The 15390-nt window shown below is 72.3% G+C and carries 13 protein-coding genes and 2 riboswitches; of the genes, 9 read left to right on the plus strand and 4 right to left on the minus strand.

The features are described 5' to 3' along the window. The first annotated feature begins 154 nt into the window (after positions 1 to 154). The gene (locus ACFQSB_RS17550; protein WP_354844308.1) at positions 155 to 610 is read left to right on the plus strand and encodes a DUF3180 domain-containing protein; all 456 of its coding nucleotides are present in this window, start codon (positions 155 to 157) and stop codon (positions 608 to 610) included. Positions 611 to 855: 245 nt separating this feature from the next. Here ACFQSB_RS17550 and ACFQSB_RS17555 read toward each other — a convergent pair whose 3' ends face one another. After that, a complete protein-coding gene (locus ACFQSB_RS17555) occupies positions 856 to 2055 on the minus strand; it encodes an NADH-quinone oxidoreductase subunit D (protein ID WP_380827620.1) in 1200 nt (399 codons plus the stop codon). An 18-nt stretch (positions 2056 to 2073) separates the two neighbouring features. Further along, a complete protein-coding gene (locus ACFQSB_RS17560) occupies positions 2074 to 3354 on the minus strand; it encodes an aminotransferase class V-fold PLP-dependent enzyme (RefSeq protein ID WP_354844634.1) in 1281 nt (426 codons plus the stop codon). A 232-nt stretch (positions 3355 to 3586) separates the two neighbouring features. After that, a riboswitch (SAM riboswitch) is annotated at positions 3587 to 3702 on the minus strand. Positions 3703 to 3866: 164 nt separating this feature from the next. On the opposite strand from ACFQSB_RS17560, the gene ACFQSB_RS17565 reads away from it, so the two are divergent. Then, the gene (locus ACFQSB_RS17565) at positions 3867 to 4658 is read left to right on the plus strand and encodes a TerC family protein (protein ID WP_380827621.1); all 792 of its coding nucleotides are present in this window, start codon (positions 3867 to 3869) and stop codon (positions 4656 to 4658) included. Between the two features lie 103 nt (positions 4659 to 4761). Beyond that, positions 4762 to 5991: a cytochrome P450 gene (locus ACFQSB_RS17570; protein WP_380827623.1), complete on the plus strand. Its 1230-nt coding sequence runs from the start codon at positions 4762 to 4764 to the stop codon at positions 5989 to 5991. Between the two features lie 54 nt (positions 5992 to 6045). Here the strand turns inward: ACFQSB_RS17570 and ACFQSB_RS17575 are convergent, their stop codons facing one another. Continuing rightward, on the minus strand, positions 6046 to 7011 hold the full coding sequence (locus ACFQSB_RS17575) for an SAM-dependent methyltransferase (RefSeq protein WP_380827624.1): 966 nt from the start codon (positions 7009 to 7011) through the stop codon (positions 6046 to 6048). A gap of 150 nt (positions 7012 to 7161) precedes the next feature. Between ACFQSB_RS17575 and ACFQSB_RS17580 the strand changes: the two genes are divergently transcribed. The 5 genes from ACFQSB_RS17580 (at position 7162) to ACFQSB_RS17600 (ending at position 13086) form a co-directional block, all read left to right on the plus strand. Further along, a complete protein-coding gene (locus tag ACFQSB_RS17580; RefSeq protein ID WP_354844320.1) occupies positions 7162 to 8052 on the plus strand; it encodes a Rossmann-like and DUF2520 domain-containing protein in 891 nt (296 codons plus the stop codon). Further along, positions 8043 to 8933 (plus strand): pantoate--beta-alanine ligase, encoded by an 891-nt coding sequence (gene panC, locus ACFQSB_RS17585; protein WP_380827626.1) that lies wholly within the window; start codon positions 8043 to 8045, stop codon positions 8931 to 8933. The genes ACFQSB_RS17580 and panC overlap by 10 nt, the downstream gene beginning before the upstream one ends. Before the next feature lie 64 nt (positions 8934 to 8997). After that, a complete protein-coding gene (locus ACFQSB_RS17590; RefSeq protein ID WP_380827629.1) occupies positions 8998 to 11550 on the plus strand; it encodes an L-aspartate oxidase in 2553 nt (850 codons plus the stop codon). Beyond that, positions 11550 to 12332 carry a type III pantothenate kinase gene (locus tag ACFQSB_RS17595; RefSeq protein ID WP_354844329.1) on the plus strand — a complete coding sequence of 261 codons (783 nt, stop codon included), beginning with the start codon at positions 11550 to 11552 and terminating at the stop codon, positions 12330 to 12332. The genes ACFQSB_RS17590 and ACFQSB_RS17595 overlap by 1 nt, the downstream gene beginning before the upstream one ends. Before the next feature lie 589 nt (positions 12333 to 12921). After that, positions 12922 to 13086: a helix-turn-helix domain-containing protein gene (locus tag ACFQSB_RS17600; protein ID WP_307837838.1), complete on the plus strand. Its 165-nt coding sequence runs from the start codon at positions 12922 to 12924 to the stop codon at positions 13084 to 13086. A 92-nt stretch (positions 13087 to 13178) separates the two neighbouring features. Here the strand turns inward: ACFQSB_RS17600 and ACFQSB_RS17605 are convergent, their stop codons facing one another. Next, positions 13179 to 14129 carry a C40 family peptidase gene (locus ACFQSB_RS17605; protein WP_380827632.1) on the minus strand — a complete coding sequence of 317 codons (951 nt, stop codon included), beginning with the start codon at positions 14127 to 14129 and terminating at the stop codon, positions 13179 to 13181. 131 nt (positions 14130 to 14260) lie between these two features. Further along, positions 14261 to 14456: riboswitch (cyclic di-AMP (ydaO/yuaA leader) on the minus strand. Between the two features lie 381 nt (positions 14457 to 14837). On the opposite strand from ACFQSB_RS17605, the gene ACFQSB_RS17610 reads away from it, so the two are divergent. After that, complete coding sequence (locus tag ACFQSB_RS17610; protein ID WP_380827634.1) at positions 14838 to 15383, plus strand: amino-acid N-acetyltransferase; 546 nt, start codon at positions 14838 to 14840, stop codon at positions 15381 to 15383. Positions 15384 to 15390: the final 7 nt, after the last annotated feature.

Here is a 15390-nt window from a genome sequence, read left to right on the forward strand (position 1 = left end):
GTGGCGACACCGCCAGGGCGCGCCGGAACGTTTTCCCCATGGTGCGGGGTTGTTGTGGGCAGGGTCGTGTCCCGGTTGCGGGCCGGCCGGCGATGACGGCGGACCGACCGGCGGGGCCGAGACCGGTCCGCCGCCGGCGAACGAGGAGGATCGTGTGAAACCGAGCCGTCCCGGCGTGCTCGTCCTGCTGCTGGTCGCTTTCGCGGTCGTGACGTGGGCTCTGCTGCAGAAGGTCTACTCCGACCTGCCGACCGTCCCGTGGACGGCGATCCCCACCGTGCTGCTGCTCGCGGTCGGCGAGGCCTACAGCGGGTGGATGACCCGGGCGCGCATCGAGCGAAAGCCCGACACCAAGCCGGTGGAGCCGCTCGCGGTGGCCCGGCTGGCGGCCCTGGCCAAGGCGTCGGCCTATGTCGGGGCCGCCTTCGCCGGCATGTTCGCCGGGGTCGTCCTCCACGTCCTGCAGATGCTGGACCAGGACACGCCGCGGCGCGACTTCTTCCTGGCGGGCGGCTCGCTGCTCGCCTGCGTGATCCTCATCTGCGCGGCCCTGTACCTGGAGCACTGCTGCAAGGTGCCGAAGCAGCCCGGCGAGGACACCCGAGCCTGATCAGGACGCCCGCTGCGAAGCGGCGCCCTCCGTCCCGAACGGATCCGGACGCCCGCGACCGTGCCGGACGCACGAGGCGGGGCCGGACGCACGAGGCGGGGCCCGGCCTGCGGCCGGGCCCCGCCTCGCACGGAGCCACCCCTGAATCCCTGTCCCTTAACGCACCCTCCTTCTGCGCAGAGGGAGGCCCGTTAAACCACCCGGCCGGAAACCCGCGTCGAACGCGCAGGTCAGCGCCGTGATTTCTACTTGTCGATGTCGCCGACGACGAAGAACATCGAGCCGAGGATGGCCACCATGTCGGCGATCAGTTGCCCGGGCAGCATCTCCCTGAGCACCTGGACGTTGTTGTAGGACGCGCTGCGCAGCTTGAGCCGCCACGGGGTCTTCTCGCCCCGCGAGACCAGGTAGTAGCCGTTGAGGCCGAGGGGGTTCTCGGTCCAGGCGTAGGTGTGCCCCTCGGGCACCTTGAGCACCTTGGGCAGCCGCTGGTTGACCGGGCCCGGCGGCAGCGAGCGCAGCCGCTCCACACAGGCGTCGGCCAGGTCGAGCGAGGCCTTCACCTGGTCGAGCAGCACCTCGAACCGGGCGTGGCAGTCGCCGGCCGTGCGGGTGACGACCTTGACCGGCAGCTCGCCGTAGGCCAGGTACGGCTCGTCGCGGCGCAGGTCGAGGTCGACGCCCGACGCGCGCGCGATCGGGCCGCTGACGCCGTACTGCATGATCGTCTCGCGGTCGAGCACCCCGACGCCGCGCGTGCGCGCGATGAAGATCTCGTTGCCGTGGATGAGGCGCTCGATGTCGGGCAGCCGCCCGCGCACCTCGGCGACCGCCCGCCTCACGCGGTCCAGCCAGCCGTACGGCAGATCCTCCTTCAGGCCGCCGACCCGGTTGAACATGTAGTGCATGCGCCCGCCGGAGATCTCCTCCATGACCGCCTGCAACGTCTCGCGCTCGCGGAAGGCGTAGAACACCGGCGTGATCGCGCCGAGCTCCAGCGGATAGGAGCCGAGGAACATCAGGTGGTTGAGCACGCGGTTCAGCTCGGCGAGCAGCGTGCGGGCCCACACCGCCCGCACCGGGACCTCCATGCCCAGCATGCGCTCGACCGCGAGCACCACGCCGAGCTCGTTGGCGAACGCCGAGAGCCAGTCGTGCCGGTTGGCCAGCACGATGATCTGCCGGTAGTCGCGCACCTCGAAGAGCTTCTCGGCGCCCCGGTGCATGTATCCGATGATCGGCTCGGCGGAGGCGATGCGCTCGCCGTCCACGGTCAGCCGCAGGCGCAGGACGCCGTGGGTCGAGGGGTGCTGGGGCCCGATGTTGAGGATCATGTCCTCGGTGGCGAGCTCCTTGGCGCCGGTCCCGACCGCGACGACCCGCTCGACGCCCGTGGCGGCGCCGCCGGCTCCGGGACCTCCGCGGGTTCCGCGAGGTTCGGTCATGAACCCCATGCTGTCACGTCAGCGGCGGGAGACAAGATCTGAGAGGGCGGCGACCAGGCGGAGCACGTGCTCCTCGGTCGTGCCGATGCCGATGGACGCCCGGACGGCGCCGGTGGTGCCGTCCGCGCAGTCACCGTCGGCGGAGCGGCCCACGGCGTCCAGCAGGTGCCGGACGAAGGGGTGGGCGCAGAACTTCCCGTCGCGCACGCCGATGCCGTACTCGGCGGACAACGCCTCGGCGACCTCGCGCGCCGTCCAGCCGTCCACGACGAAGGAGACGATGCCGACGCGCGGGTGGCCGGGCCCCCACAGCGACAGCTCGTGGACGCCGTCGATGGCGGCGATGCCGTCGCGCAGCAGCGTGAGAAGGCGTTCCTCCTGCTTGACCAGGGGCGTCCAGCCGGTGGCCGACAGCGCGTCGCAGGCGGCGGCCAGCGCGATGGCGCCCAGGACGTTCGGCGTGCCGGCCTCGTGCCGCTGCTCGGGGTCGGCGCTCCACTCGGTGGACAGCGGCGCGCCCTGGCCCGCGCCTCCGGTGACGGCCTTGGAGGCGCCGCCGCCCCGCAGGTACGGTTCGGCCTCGGCGAGCCAGTCGGCCCGTCCCACCAGGGCGCCGGCGCCGAAGGGCGCGTACAGCTTGTGCCCGGAGAAGCTCACGTAGTCAAGGTCGAGCGCGGTCAGGTTGAGCCGGCGGTGCGGGACGAGCTGGGCGGCGTCCACCAGGATGCGCGCGCCGTGCCGGTGGGCGATGTGCGCGAGCGCCGCGATCGGCCACAGCTCGCCGGTGACGTTGGAGGCCGCGGTGACCACCAGCAGCGCGGGCCCGTCGATGGCCGCGAGGGCCTCGTCGGCCGCGCGCACCGCCTCGCCGGCGAAGGCGGGCGGCGCGAGCCGCACGGCGTCGGGCCAGGGGAGCAGCGAGGCGTGGTGCTCGGTTTCGAAGACCACGACGGTGGTGCCGCCGGGCAGGCAGCGGGCCAGCAGGTTCGACGCGTCCGTGGTGTTGCGGGTGAACACCACGGCGTCCCCGGGGCGGGCGCCGACGAAGGCGCGCACCGTGTGGCGGGCCTGCTCGTAGCGGGCGGTGGTCAGCTGGGAGGCGTACCCGGCGCCCCGGTGCACGCTGGAGTAGGCCGGAAGCGCGGCGGCGACGGCGGCGCTCACCGGCGCCAGACACGGCGCGCTGGCCGCGTAGTCCAGGTTGGCGTACGGCAGCAGGCGCCCGCCCTTGACCGGCACCTCCAGGTCGGCGCCGAGCACGGCGGGCGCGTCCGGACGCGCGCTCGCCCCGGGGACCAGGGATGACGTGCCGGGGACCGGCGAAAAGGCACCGGCGGCCGGCGAGAAAGTACCGGCGGCCGACGAGAAAGTACCGGAGGTCGGCGAGAAAGTACCGGAGGGCAGCGGGGAGGTGCCGGGGGGCGGCGGGGTGGTGCCGTGAACGGCGGGGGAGGAGCTCTGCAGGATGGTGAGAGCGGTCAACGCCGGCCTCCTAAGGTCATGGGACCCGGTCACGGCGTTGGTGTGACGGAGCCCGCGCTTGCCCGGCACACCTCGTGCCGGACCTGGTCCTCACCCGGGGCACCCCGCCGCGAGCGCGAGGGTTGCCGGCCAGCGAGCCGGGGCTTGACGCTGGCACTCATGACCTACCGGGACTATAACCCGGCTCCCCCGCCTGTCCGCAACCTCATGAGGCAGGGGTGACACGTTTCACGAATCGCGAACTTTGACCGTCCCTCGCGCGTTGACAGGGGACGGGCTCCCCGGGACGGGGGCCGTGACGTGACCGACGCCCGGCCCGAGGAGGCGCGATGGACTGGCTGCTCAATCCGGAGATATGGATCGGGTTCCTGACCCTCGTCGCCCTGGAGATCGTCCTGGGCATCGACAACATCATCTTCATCTCCATCCTGGCGGGGAAGCTGCCGCCGGAGCGCCGTGACCTGGCCCGCAAGGTCGGCCTGGGGCTGGCGATGGTGAGCCGGCTGGCGCTGCTGCTCGCGCTGTCGTGGGTCGTGCGGCTGACCGAGCCGCTGTTCGCGGTGTTCGGGCACGACATATCCGGGCGCGATCTGATCCTGATCCTGGGCGGGCTGTTCCTGCTCGGCAAGAGCGCCTTCGAGATCGGCGACAGCCTGGAGGGCGCCTCGGGCCACTCCGGCGGCCGGGTGGCGGCCTCGTTCACCTCGGTGATCATCCAGATCATGCTGCTGGACGTGGTCTTCTCGCTGGACTCGGTGATCACGGCCGTGGGCATGGTCGACGAGATCGGCGTCATGGTCGCCGCGGTGGTCGTGTCGGTGGTGATCATGCTGTTCGCGTCCGGCACGATCAGCGCGTTCGTGGAGAAGTACCCGAGCATCAAGATGCTGGCGCTGTCGTTCCTGCTGCTCATCGGGGTCGTGCTGATCGCCGAGGGCTTCGATCAGCACATCTCCAAGGGCTACATCTACTTCGCGATGGCGTTCTCGCTGGTGGTCGAGCTGCTCAACATCCGTGCGCGCAAGAAGGCGGGCGCCCAGCGGCCGGTGGAGCTGCACGAGCGCTACGGGGAGACCGGCGCGCCCGACGCCGCCCCGGCGCCGCCCGCCGAAGCCCGCTGACCCCGGCGGCGCTCCGTGCGGCTCGAGGGCTGTTCCGCGCGGTGCGCCGGCCACTCCCTTGGCCGGTGGCGATGCTCATCCCTGGATGGGCAGGTGAGACGTGGTGGGATATCCCGATTACCATGACGTCGTGCGCTTCGACCCGTGGAATCCGGCCTTCGTCGCCCATCCCTACGACGCCTACGGGGAGCTCCGCGACAGCCGGCCGGTCAGCTTCTTCGAGCCGACCGGCCAGTGGCTCGTGGCCCGGCACCAGGACGTCAACGCGGCGCTGCGCGACCGCAGGCTCGGCCGTTCGTACCTGCACGTCGCCTCGCACGAGGAGTTCGGCAGGCGGCCGGAGCCGGACTTCCAGGAGCCGTTCTGGCGGGTGACCCGCGGCGGGATGCTGGACGTCGAGCCGCCGGTGCACACCCGGCTGCGCCGGCTGGTCTCCAAGGCGTTCACGCCGCGCATGGTCGAGGAGCTGCGCCCGAGGGTGCGCCGCGTCGCCGGGGAGCTGGTGGACGGCTTCGTCGAGCGCGGGGGCGGCGACCTGATCGCCGAGGTGGCCGAGCCGCTGCCGGTGACGGTGATCGCCGAGATGCTCGGCGTCCCCGAGGCCGACCGGCACCTGCTGCGCCCGTGGTCGGCCGGCATGTGCGGCATGTACGAGCTCGCGCCGTCGGTCGAGGCGCAGCACACGGCGGTGCGCGCGGCGTCGGAGTTCGCCGCCTATCTGCGCGCGCTGGCCGCCGAGCGCCGAGCCCGTCCGGGCGACGACCTGATCAGCGCGCTCGCGCAGGTGGTGGACGAGGGTGATCGGCTCACCGAGGACGAGCTCGTCGGCACGTGCGTCCTGCTGCTCAACGCGGGGCACGAGGCCACCGTGAACGTCACGGGAAACGGCTGGTGGGCGCTGCTGCGCAATCCCGGCGAGCTGGAGCGGCTGCGGGACGATCTCTCGCTGCTGCCCACCGCGATCGAGGAGCTGATGCGCTACGACACCCCGCTGCAGCTGTTCGAGCGCTGGGTGCTGGAGGACGTCACCATCGGCGGGGTGGACATCCCGAAGGGCGTCGAGGTGGCCCTGCTGTTCGGCTCGGCCAACCACGACCCCGAGGTCTTCGCCGACCCGGGGCGGCTCGACATCGGCCGCCGGGACAACCCGCACATCTCGTTCGGGGCGGGCATCCACTTCTGCCTGGGCGCCCCGCTGGCGCGGGTGGAGCTGGCCGAGTCGTTCGGCGCGCTGCTGAAGGCGGCCCCGAAGATCGAGCTGGTCGAGGAGCCGGTCTGGAAGCCGAACTACGTCATCCGTGGCCTCGAGGCCCTGAACGTCTCCATCGGCTGAGCACCCGGGGATGCCGGCGTGGTGTCCACCGGCCGAGCCGGCGCGGGGGCGCCGTCAGCGTCTCCACTGGGCGAGCCAGCCGAAGCCGCCGAGTCCGGCGGGGTCGATCAGCTCGGCCTCCTCGGAGGCGCGGGCGAGCGCGCGGAGGTAACCCGCCGGGTCGGTGGTCGCCAGCGTCAGCGCGGGGCGTGCGCCGCTGACCCCGAGATCGCGCAACGCCTGTCGTTGTGTGGTCAAGGTTGTGGATATCGCCCCGGCCCGCTCGCCCGCCGCCGCGCAGGCGTCCAACGCCACGTGTGCGGTGATATCGCAGGACCCGTCGGGTATGGCGGGCACACAGGCCCCGTCGCGGTACCCCATCAGGGTGCCGTACGGCGGCCGGTTATCCACAGGGTGTGCATAATCGGCGGCCACCGCCAGGCCCCGGGTGAGCCGCCCGACGACCGACGCCCACGCCTCGTCCCGCGGGCGGCCGATCTCGGCGCGCATCCCGGCGCGGCGCAGCGGCCACCACCGCGCAAGCCACCGGGCGTCGGCCTCCTCCGGCGGCCCGCCGAGCCGCTCTTCGCCGGTCTCGGGATCGACCAGCACCAGGCGGGGCCCCTCGGGCGTCTGCTCGGCGACCTCCAGCGGGACGTTGTCGAGCCACTCGTTGGCGATCACCAGGCCGGTGACGTCCGGGGGCGGGGAGCAGGCCCAGGTGACGCGCTTGTCGAGATCGCCGGGCGGCGGCGACAGCTCGACGGCCGTGACCCGCAGCCGCTCGGCCAGCTCGGGGGCGGCGATGTCGAGGACCTGGGCCACCAGGGCGCCGTCGCCGGAGCCGACGTCCACCAGGTCGAGCTCGCGGGGATGGCCCACGGCCTGGTCGACGGTGTCGAGCAGGCGCAGCACCGCCCGCGCGAACGCGGGAGAGGCGGCGACCGACGTGCGGAAATGACCCGAGGGCCGCTCGCGGATGTAGAACCCGTCGTCGCCGTAGAGCGCCTGCTGCATGGCCTGCCGCCACGTGACCCACACGACACCGGACGTTACCAACCGCGCCGCCGCCCCATGACGCTCCCGATGACAGGCTGTGGACACGCGCCGGTAGAGCCGGTCGGGCGCCCGGTGCGAGCCGACCGTTACGCTGGCTGCTGGTCTGATCCGTCGAAGCTGAACGGGAAAGTGATGGAGACAAGCGACCGCCCCGGGCGCCTCGCGGTCGGAGTGCTCGGCGCCGGGCGAGTGGGGTCCGTCCTCGGCGCGGCGCTCGCCCAGGCGGGGCACGGCGTCGTCGCGGCCGCCGGGGTCTCCGACGCCTCGCGCCGCAGGGCTCTGGACCGCCTCGGCGTGGACATCTCCGGGCCGGAGGAGGTCATCGGCGCCGCCGACCTGGTGCTGCTCACCGTGCCCGACGACGCCCTGCCCGACCTGGTCGCGGGCCTGGCCGCCGCCGGGGTGGACCTGCGGGGCAAGATGCTCGTGCACACCAGCGGCGCGTACGGCCTGGGCGTGCTCAATCCCGCGACGGCCGCCGGCGCGCTGCCGTTCGCGCTGCACCCGGTGATGACCTTCACCGGCAGGGACGACGATCTGCGGCGCCTCACCGGCTGCTCGTTCGGCGTCACCGCCCCCGACCCGTTCCGCCCGGTGGCCGAGGCCCTGGTGATCGAGATGGGCGGCGAGCCGGTCTGGATCGCCGACGAGGACCGCCCGCTGTACCACGCGGCGCTCGCGGGGGCGGCCAACCACATGGTCACCCTGATCGCCGAGTCGCAGGAACTGCTGAAGAAGATCGGCGTCGAGCACCCGGGCCGCATGCTCGGCCCGCTGCTCGGGGCCGCCCTGGACAACGCGCTGCGCTTGGGCCTGGCCGGCCTGACCGGTCCGGTGGTGCGCGGCGACGCCGGCACGGTGCGCAAACACGTGGACGCGCTCATCCTCGCCGCGCCGGAGGCGGCGGACGCCTACGTGGCCCTCGCCCGGCTCACCGCCGACCGGGCGCTGGCCGCCGGCCTGCTCAAGCCCGAGACGGCCGAACGCCTGCTCGACGCCCTGGGAGGCAACACATGGACGTGATCGTCGTCGCCGACCGCTCAGAACTGCTCGCCGCGCGGGCCGCCCTGGGCCTGGACGGAGCGCCGGGCCGGCGCGCGGGCGGGGCGGGCACGCTGGCGCTGGTCCCGACCATGGGGGCGCTGCACGAGGGGCACCGCTCGCTGATCCGCCTGGCCCGCGAGCGCGCCGACCACGTGGCGGTCAGCGTCTTCGTCAACCCGTTGCAGTTCGGCCCGCACGAGGACTTCTCGCGCTACCCGCGCACGTTCGACGCCGACCTCGAGGTGTGCGCCGCCGAGGGCGCCGGCCTGGTGTTCGCCCCGGCGGCCGACGAGATCTACCTTCCCGACCGCCAGGTCGGCGTCTCCGCGGGGCAGATGGGCACGATCGTCGAGGGCGCCTTCCGGCCGGGCCACTTCGACGGCGTGCTCACCGTCGTGCTCAAGCTCTTCAACCTCGTGCGGCCGGACGTGGCCGTCTTCGGGCAGAAGGACGCCCAGCAACTGGCGATGATCCGCCGGATGGTGGCCGATCTGAACGTCCCGGTCGAGGTCGTCGGGGCTCCCACCGTGCGGGAGCCGGACGGGCTGGCCCTGTCCAGCCGCAACCGCTACCTGTCGCCGGCCGACCGGGCCACGGCCCTGGCGCTGTCGCGGGCGCTGCGCGAGGGCACCCGGCACACCCGGCCCAAGGACATCCTGCACGCCGCGCACGCGGTGCTGGACGAGGCCGCCCGCGCCGACCCGCCGCTGCTGCTGGACTACCTGAGCCTGGTCGACCCGGCGACGTTCACCGCCGTGGCCGAGGACCACCGGGGCGAGGCGATCCTCGCGGTCGCCGCGAAGGTGGGCACCACCCGCCTCATCGACAACGCGGTGCTCACCCTGTCCCCTGTTATGTGAGCCCCGCGTGGCGGGGGTGCGGCGGGATGCCTTATCGTCATATAGACGAAATAAGGGAGCCCCCATGACCCATCCGCCCATTCCCCGCCGGTTGACCGCGCCCGAGCCCGGCTGGACGGTCTCCGCCGATGTCGTCGTCGTCGGCTCGGGCATCGCCGGTCTGACCGTGGCGCTGCGGTACGCCGAGCTGGCCCCCGACGCGCGCGTGCTCGTCGTCACCAAAGACGTGCTGTCGGCCGGGTCCACCCGCTGGGCGCAGGGCGGCATCGCCGCCGTCCTGGACCCGGCCGACTCCTGGTCCGAGCACCTCAGCGACACGCTCATCGCCGGTGTGGGGCTGTGCGACGCCCGGGCCGTCCAGGCGCTGGTGACCGAGGGACCGGGCGCGCTGCGGCGGCTGATGGCGCACGGGGCCCGGTTCGACCGGGAGCCCGGCGGCGGGCTCCAGCTCACCCGGGAGGGCGGCCACCGCCGCGACCGCATCGTCCACGCGGGCGGGGACGCCACCGGCGCCGAGGTGCAGCGCGCCCTGGTCGAGGCGGTCCGCGCCGGCGCCGCCGAGGGCGGCCGCATCGAGATCATCGAGCACGCCCTGGTGCTCGACCTGCTCAAGGACGCCTCCGGCGCCGCCTGCGGGGTCACGCTGCACGTCATGGGCGAGGGCGCCAGGGACGGCGTCGGCGCGGTGCGCGCGGGCGCCGTCGTGCTGGCCACCGGCGGCATGGGCCAGGTGTACGCCGCCACGACCAACCCCATGGTGTCCACCGGCGACGGGGTGGCCCTGGCGTTGCGGGCCGGCGCCGTCGTCCGCGACCTGGAGTTCGTGCAGTTCCACCCGACCGTCCTTTGGCTCGGCGAGGACTCCACCGGCCAGCAGCCGCTCATCTCCGAGGCGGTGCGCGGCGAGGGCGCCGTCCTGCTCGACGAGGCCGGGGAGCGCTTCATGGTGGACGTGCACGAGCTGGCCGAGCTGGCGCCCCGCGACGTCGTCGCCAAGGCGATCATGCGCCGCATGCTGGAGAGCGGCGCGAGCCACGTGCGCCTGGACGCCCGGCACTTCGGCGAGGACAAGTGGCGCACCCGCTTCCCGACGATCTACGCGGTGTGCCTGGAGCACGGCATCGACCCGGCCCGCGAGCCCATCCCCGTCGCGCCCGCCGCGCACTACGCCAGCGGCGGCGTCCACACCGACCTGCGCGGACGCACCAGCGTCCCCGGCCTGTCCGCCTGCGGCGAGGCGGCCTGCACAGGGGTGCACGGGGCCAACCGGCTCGCCTCCAACTCCCTGCTGGAAGGGCTGGTCTTCGCCGAGCGCATCGCGGCCGACCTCGCCTCCCCGCGGCGGCGGGCCCCGGGCGAGCCGGTCGACGACGGCCGCGCCGCCGGCCTGGTGGACCCCCGGGTCCGGCCGCGGGTGCAGAGCCGCATGAGCGCCGGCGCAGGGGTGCTGCGCAGCGGGCGCAGCCTGGCGGAGGTGGGCCACGGCCTGCTGGACGCCCGCTGGACCCCGGTCGCCGTCGAGCCGTGCACCGAGGCGTGGGAGGCCACGAACCTGCTCACCGTGGCGAGCGCCGTGGTGGCGGCCGCCCGGGCCCGCGAGGAGACGCGCGGCTCGCACTGGCGGGAGGACTTCCCCGAACGCGACGACGCCTGGTGGCTGGGACATCTCGACGTGACCCTGGCCGAGGAGGGACTGACCATGAGCTATGCCGAGCACCACGACGACCGGGCGGCCGGCCTGCCGCAGCAGCTCGAGGCCGACCTGGCGGAGGCGGGCCTGGACCCGGCGCGGGTCATGGCCGTGATCGGCGCCGCCCTCGCCGAGGACCTCACCGAGGAGGGCGACGTGACGACCATCGCCACGGTCCCCGCGGACCAGGCGGCGGTGGGCGACCTGGTGGCCAGGGCCGACGGGGTGGTCGCCGGTCTCGCGGTCGCCCAGGCGGTCTTCCACGGCGCCTCCCAGGGCCGCCTGACCGTGGAGCGTCACGTCAAGGACGGCGAGCGCGTCGCGCGCGGCGACGTGCTGATGACCGTCGTCGGACCTGTGCGCGACGTGCTCACCGCCGAGCGGACCGCGCTCAACCTGCTCACCCACCTGTCGGGCATCGCCACGCTGACCCACCGCTGGGTCGAGGCGGTGAGCGGCACCGGCACGCGGGTCCGCGACAGCCGCAAGACCCTCCCCGGCCTCAGGGCGCTGGAGAAGTACGCCGTGCGGTGCGGCGGCGGGGTCAATCATCGGATGTCCCTGTCGGACGCGGCCTTGATCAAGGACAATCACGTGGTGGCGGCCGGCGGGGTCGCCGAGGCGTTCCGCGCCGTCCGGCAGGCCTATCCGGAGCTGCCGATCGAGGTGGAGGTCGACCGCCTGGACCAGATCGAGCCGGTGCTGGCCGAGGGAGCGGAGGAGATCCTGCTGGACAACTTCACCGTGGAGGAGCTGACCCGCGCCGTGGCCCTGGTGGGCGGCAGGGCCCGGCTGGAGTCCAGCGGCGGACTCCGCCTGGAATCGGCTCGTGAGGTGGCCGAAACCGGTGTTGACTACCTTGCTGTGGGGTCGCTGACCCATTCGGCGCCCGCACTGGACATCGCTTTGGACCTTCGGGGGGCTTGATGCTGCTCACGATCGACGTCGGCAACACTCACACGGTGCTCGGCCTCTTCGAGGGCGAGGAGGTCATCGAGCACTGGCGCCTGGCCACCGACGCCAGGCGCACCGCCGACGAGATCGCGGTCGTCCTGCAGGGGCTGCTCGGTCAGAGCCCCCTGCTCAAGGACGCCGACATCGGCGGCATCGCCATCTGCTCGACGGTCCCCTCCGTGCTGAACGAGATGCGCGAGATGTGCCGGCGCTACTACGGCGACGTGACCGCCGTCATCGTGGAGCCGGGCGTGCGCACCGGGGTGCCGGTGCGCATGGACAACCCCAAGGAGGTCGGCAGCGACCGCATCGTCAACGCGCTCGCCGCCGTCACGCTGTACGGGGGGCCGTGCATCATCGTCGACTTCGGCACCGCCACCTCCTTCGACGCGGTGTCGGCCAAGGGCGAGTACGTCGGCGCGGTCACCGCCCCCGGCATCGAGATCTCGGTGGACGCCCTGGCCGCCGCGGGGGCCCAGCTCCACAAGGTCGAGCTGGTGCGCCCACGCTCGGTGATCGCCAAGAACACCGTCGAAGCCCTGCAGGCGGGCATCATCTACGGTTTCGCCGGCCAGGTGGACGGCATCGTCGAGCGCATGGCGCCCGAGCTCGCGTCCGACCCCGACGACGTGACCGTCGTGGCCACCGGGTCGATGGCCGCGCTGGTGGTGAACGAGGCCCGTTCGATAGACGTCCACGAGCCCTGGCTGACGCTCATCGGGCTGCGCCTGATCTACAACCGCAACACCGCCTGAGCGCGCCCCGCGCGATCAAGCGGCGGGGAGATCCATATCGGGGACGTGGAGGGGGCGCGCGTCGAATACGACGTGGCTCGGTGATCCGCCACGGCAAATCGTGGGTGGCCGGAGTGTTACGCCCACGGGCGTGACCGGCGGAAGAAAGTCAGAAAGCGTACTGGTTTCGCAGGTCGAATTCGGCGTATAGCGTGTCGACCGTATATCTCCGAGCCGGGGCGCCCGCGAGGCGTCCCGCGTGGAACCGGGCCTCCACCAGCGCCGCGATGGTCTTCCATGGCGGATCATGCGGCCCACGGCCATGATCATCGCCGATGTCCCCCCGGACCGGGAGGTGCGGGGACATGTCACGAGTAGTTCACATATGCACTGGTATGTCAATCACAAACGTCATGGGTATCGAGGTCAGTGCTTGACGACCTTTCAACGCGGCGTTTAACGTTCCTGACGGGGCGGGCCGAAGCATTCAGTATGTTGCCGAGTTCGTCGTGGGGGAGGACACCCGATGGCGTATCCGGATCTGGTTTCCCGAGGGAATGACATTCCTTCGGGATCAGACGGTGTGGGACTGAGCGACGATGATCTTCTCTTGCTCGCCGAACTGGCCAAGGGCGTGACCGTCGACAGAGTGGGACGCAGGCTCGACGTGAGCGGCCGCACCGTACGACGCCGCCTGCGCGGCATCTGCGACCGCATAGGCGTCGCCACGGCCATCGAGGCCGTGGCCTGGGCGGCGCGGCGCCGCCTCATCTGAGGTCGCACCGTCCGAGGCAGGGGTACCTCGTCCCGGCGCGAGGCGGCGTCACCGTACCGACGGCCGCCTCGTCCGGCGTGCGCGCCGTGGCGCTAGTCGGCGATGCGCACGCCGCCGGCGAACGGGCGGTTGCCGAGCGGGACCACCCGCACGACATCGCCGGTGCGCGGTGCGTGCACCATCATGCCGCCGCCGATGTAGATGCCGACGTGGTGCAGGTCGCTGTAGAAGAAGACCAGGTCGCCGGGGCGCAGGTCCTCGCGGGAGATGTGGGTCCCCGCGGTCCACTGGTCGCCGGTGTAGTGCGGCAGGCTGATGCCGACCTTCTGGTAGGCCCACAGGACCAGGCCGGAGCAGTCGAAGGTGCTCGGCCCCGCGGCACCCCACACGTACGGCTTGAGCTGCTGCGTCAGCGCCCACTTGGCGGCCTGGGCGGCCTTGCCCTCGCCCGGGATCGGGATCTCGATCCTGGTGGCGCGGCCGTACCCGCCGGCCTGCGACAGCGCGCGCTTGAACAGGCTGCCCTCGGTCTTGGCGACCAGGCCGCGGATCTTGTCACGCTGGGAGGACAGGTCGGAGACGAGCTTCTTGACCTCGGCCTCGCGGGCCTTGGCGCCGGCCTTGGCGCGCTCGGCGGTCGCCATCGCCTTGCCGATCTGGGCGACCTCCTCGCCCTGCTGCAGCTGCAGGGCGTAGGTCGTGGCCACGCGGTCGAGGTAGGCGTCGGGGTCGCCGGACATGGCGAGGGTCAGCGGCGAGCCGAGACCGCCGGTCATGTAGGCGTCCTGGGCGTACATGCCGGCTCTGGCGCGCTTGGCCTCCAGGTCCGACTCGCTCTTGGAGAGGGTCTTCTTGGCGAGCTCGGCCGACCGCTGCGCCTGCTTGAGGCGCTCCTTCTGGCCGTTGTACTGCTCGGTGAGCGACTCGATCTGGTTGTAGAGGTGCTCGACCTGGTTCTTCAGGTCGTTGAGGCTGGGCTTGGGCTCGGCCGTCGCGGACACCAGCGGCGAGCCGAAGGTCACGGCCATCAGCGCGGCGGTCACCAGCGCGATGCGGCGGGGAAGGCGCGAGGATGCACCGGAGGCGCTCCCGAAGCGGGAATGGGCACCGCGTTCTCGCCCGCGGGCGTGCCTGCCCGCGCTCTTTCCAGGCGTGCGCCTAGGCTGCACCAAAAAGCTCCTCTCCTCGGACGCCTACCGGGTTAGCTGACGGGTTCGGGCCGGAGCAGCCCTACCGAGCACGTGACCATGGAGGATCGCGATGCCTCCCTCTCGGATTCACCCCAGGGGTGGCGGGTCGCCGGGGGACCTCCCCCGGACCCACCTTTGGGTCCCCGGTTTCCCGCCGTTCGGATGGGGCGGGAATTAGGCGGTGCGGTCGCCGCGGAACGACGACCGACATTGACGCTGGACATTAGTCCAGTTCAGGTTCCTGCTCAACCAGAACTGCGAATTCTGTTGAGGTTCCACAACCGGCGCGTCACGGAAAGATCACGCCGGTGGACGTCCCGCACCCGTTCCGAGCTGCGGTTACCCGGCCCAGGGGCAGGGGCTCGAAGAAAAGCCGCAGGTCAAAGAGCATCTCGCGCGCCACGCTCCCAGACCTTCCCGCGGCGCGCACCGACCGCGTGCGCCGGATCACGCTCCGTGATGGCGGCGCGAATTGGCAGGTATTTCGGACAGTCCGTTATCGGGGGGTCTCGGCACGGCGTCGAACGCCGCCCCGCCGGTGGGCGGATACGCTGACGCGTCATGAGGCAGGCCGCGCAGCGCCCGTCCGCCGAGGGCGCGCCCGCCGTCCGGCGGGCCCGCACCTCCGACGTGCGGACGATCAGGAAATTGGTCGACACCTACTCCGGCGACGGGCCGCGCCTGCTGCGCAAGTCGACCGTGACCCTGTACGAGGACGTCCAGGAGTTCTGGGTGGCCGAGCGAGACGGCATGGTCGTGGGCTGCGGCGCGCTCCACGTGCTCTGGGAGGATCTGGCGGAGATCCGCACGGTCGCCGTCGACGCCGGCTGCCGCGGCATGGGCATCGGCCACATGATCGTCGCGGCGCTCATCGACGCCGCCCGCCGGCTGGAGGTCCAGCGGGTCTTCTGCCTGACCTTCGAGGTCGAGTTCTTCGGCAGGCACGGTTTCGTCCCCATCCAGGGCACGCCGGTCTCCCCCGAGGTCTACGCCGAACTCCTCGACTCCTACGACGAGGGCGTCGCCGAGTTCCTCGACCTGGAGCACGTCAAGCCGAACACCCTGGGCAACACGCGGATGTTGCTGCATGTGAACCCGCGATCCTGACCTTCGG

The sequence above is a fragment of the Sphaerisporangium rhizosphaerae genome (assembly GCF_042665155.1).
Taxonomy (GTDB): Bacteria; Actinomycetota; Actinomycetes; order Streptosporangiales; family Streptosporangiaceae; genus Sphaerisporangium; species Sphaerisporangium rhizosphaerae.

Excerpts from the sequence above, each read along its gene's own strand:
- ACFQSB_RS17580 (WP_354844320.1), top strand. The coding sequence starts at position 7,162 with ATGGAGACAAGCGACCGCCCCGGGCGCCTCGCGGTCGGAGTGCTCGGC.
- ACFQSB_RS17590 (WP_380827629.1), top strand. The coding sequence starts at position 8,998 with ATGACCCATCCGCCCATTCCCCGCCGGTTGACCGCGCCCGAGCCCGGC.
- ACFQSB_RS17565 (WP_380827621.1), top strand. The coding sequence starts at position 3,867 with ATGGACTGGCTGCTCAATCCGGAGATATGGATCGGGTTCCTGACCCTC.
- ACFQSB_RS17595 (WP_354844329.1), top strand. The coding sequence starts at position 11,550 with ATGCTGCTCACGATCGACGTCGGCAACACTCACACGGTGCTCGGCCTC.
- ACFQSB_RS17610 (WP_380827634.1), top strand. The coding sequence starts at position 14,838 with ATGAGGCAGGCCGCGCAGCGCCCGTCCGCCGAGGGCGCGCCCGCCGTC.
- ACFQSB_RS17555 (WP_380827620.1), bottom strand. The coding sequence starts at position 2,055 with ATGACCGAACCTCGCGGAACCCGCGGAGGTCCCGGAGCCGGCGGCGCC.
- panC (WP_380827626.1), top strand. The coding sequence starts at position 8,043 with ATGGACGTGATCGTCGTCGCCGACCGCTCAGAACTGCTCGCCGCGCGG.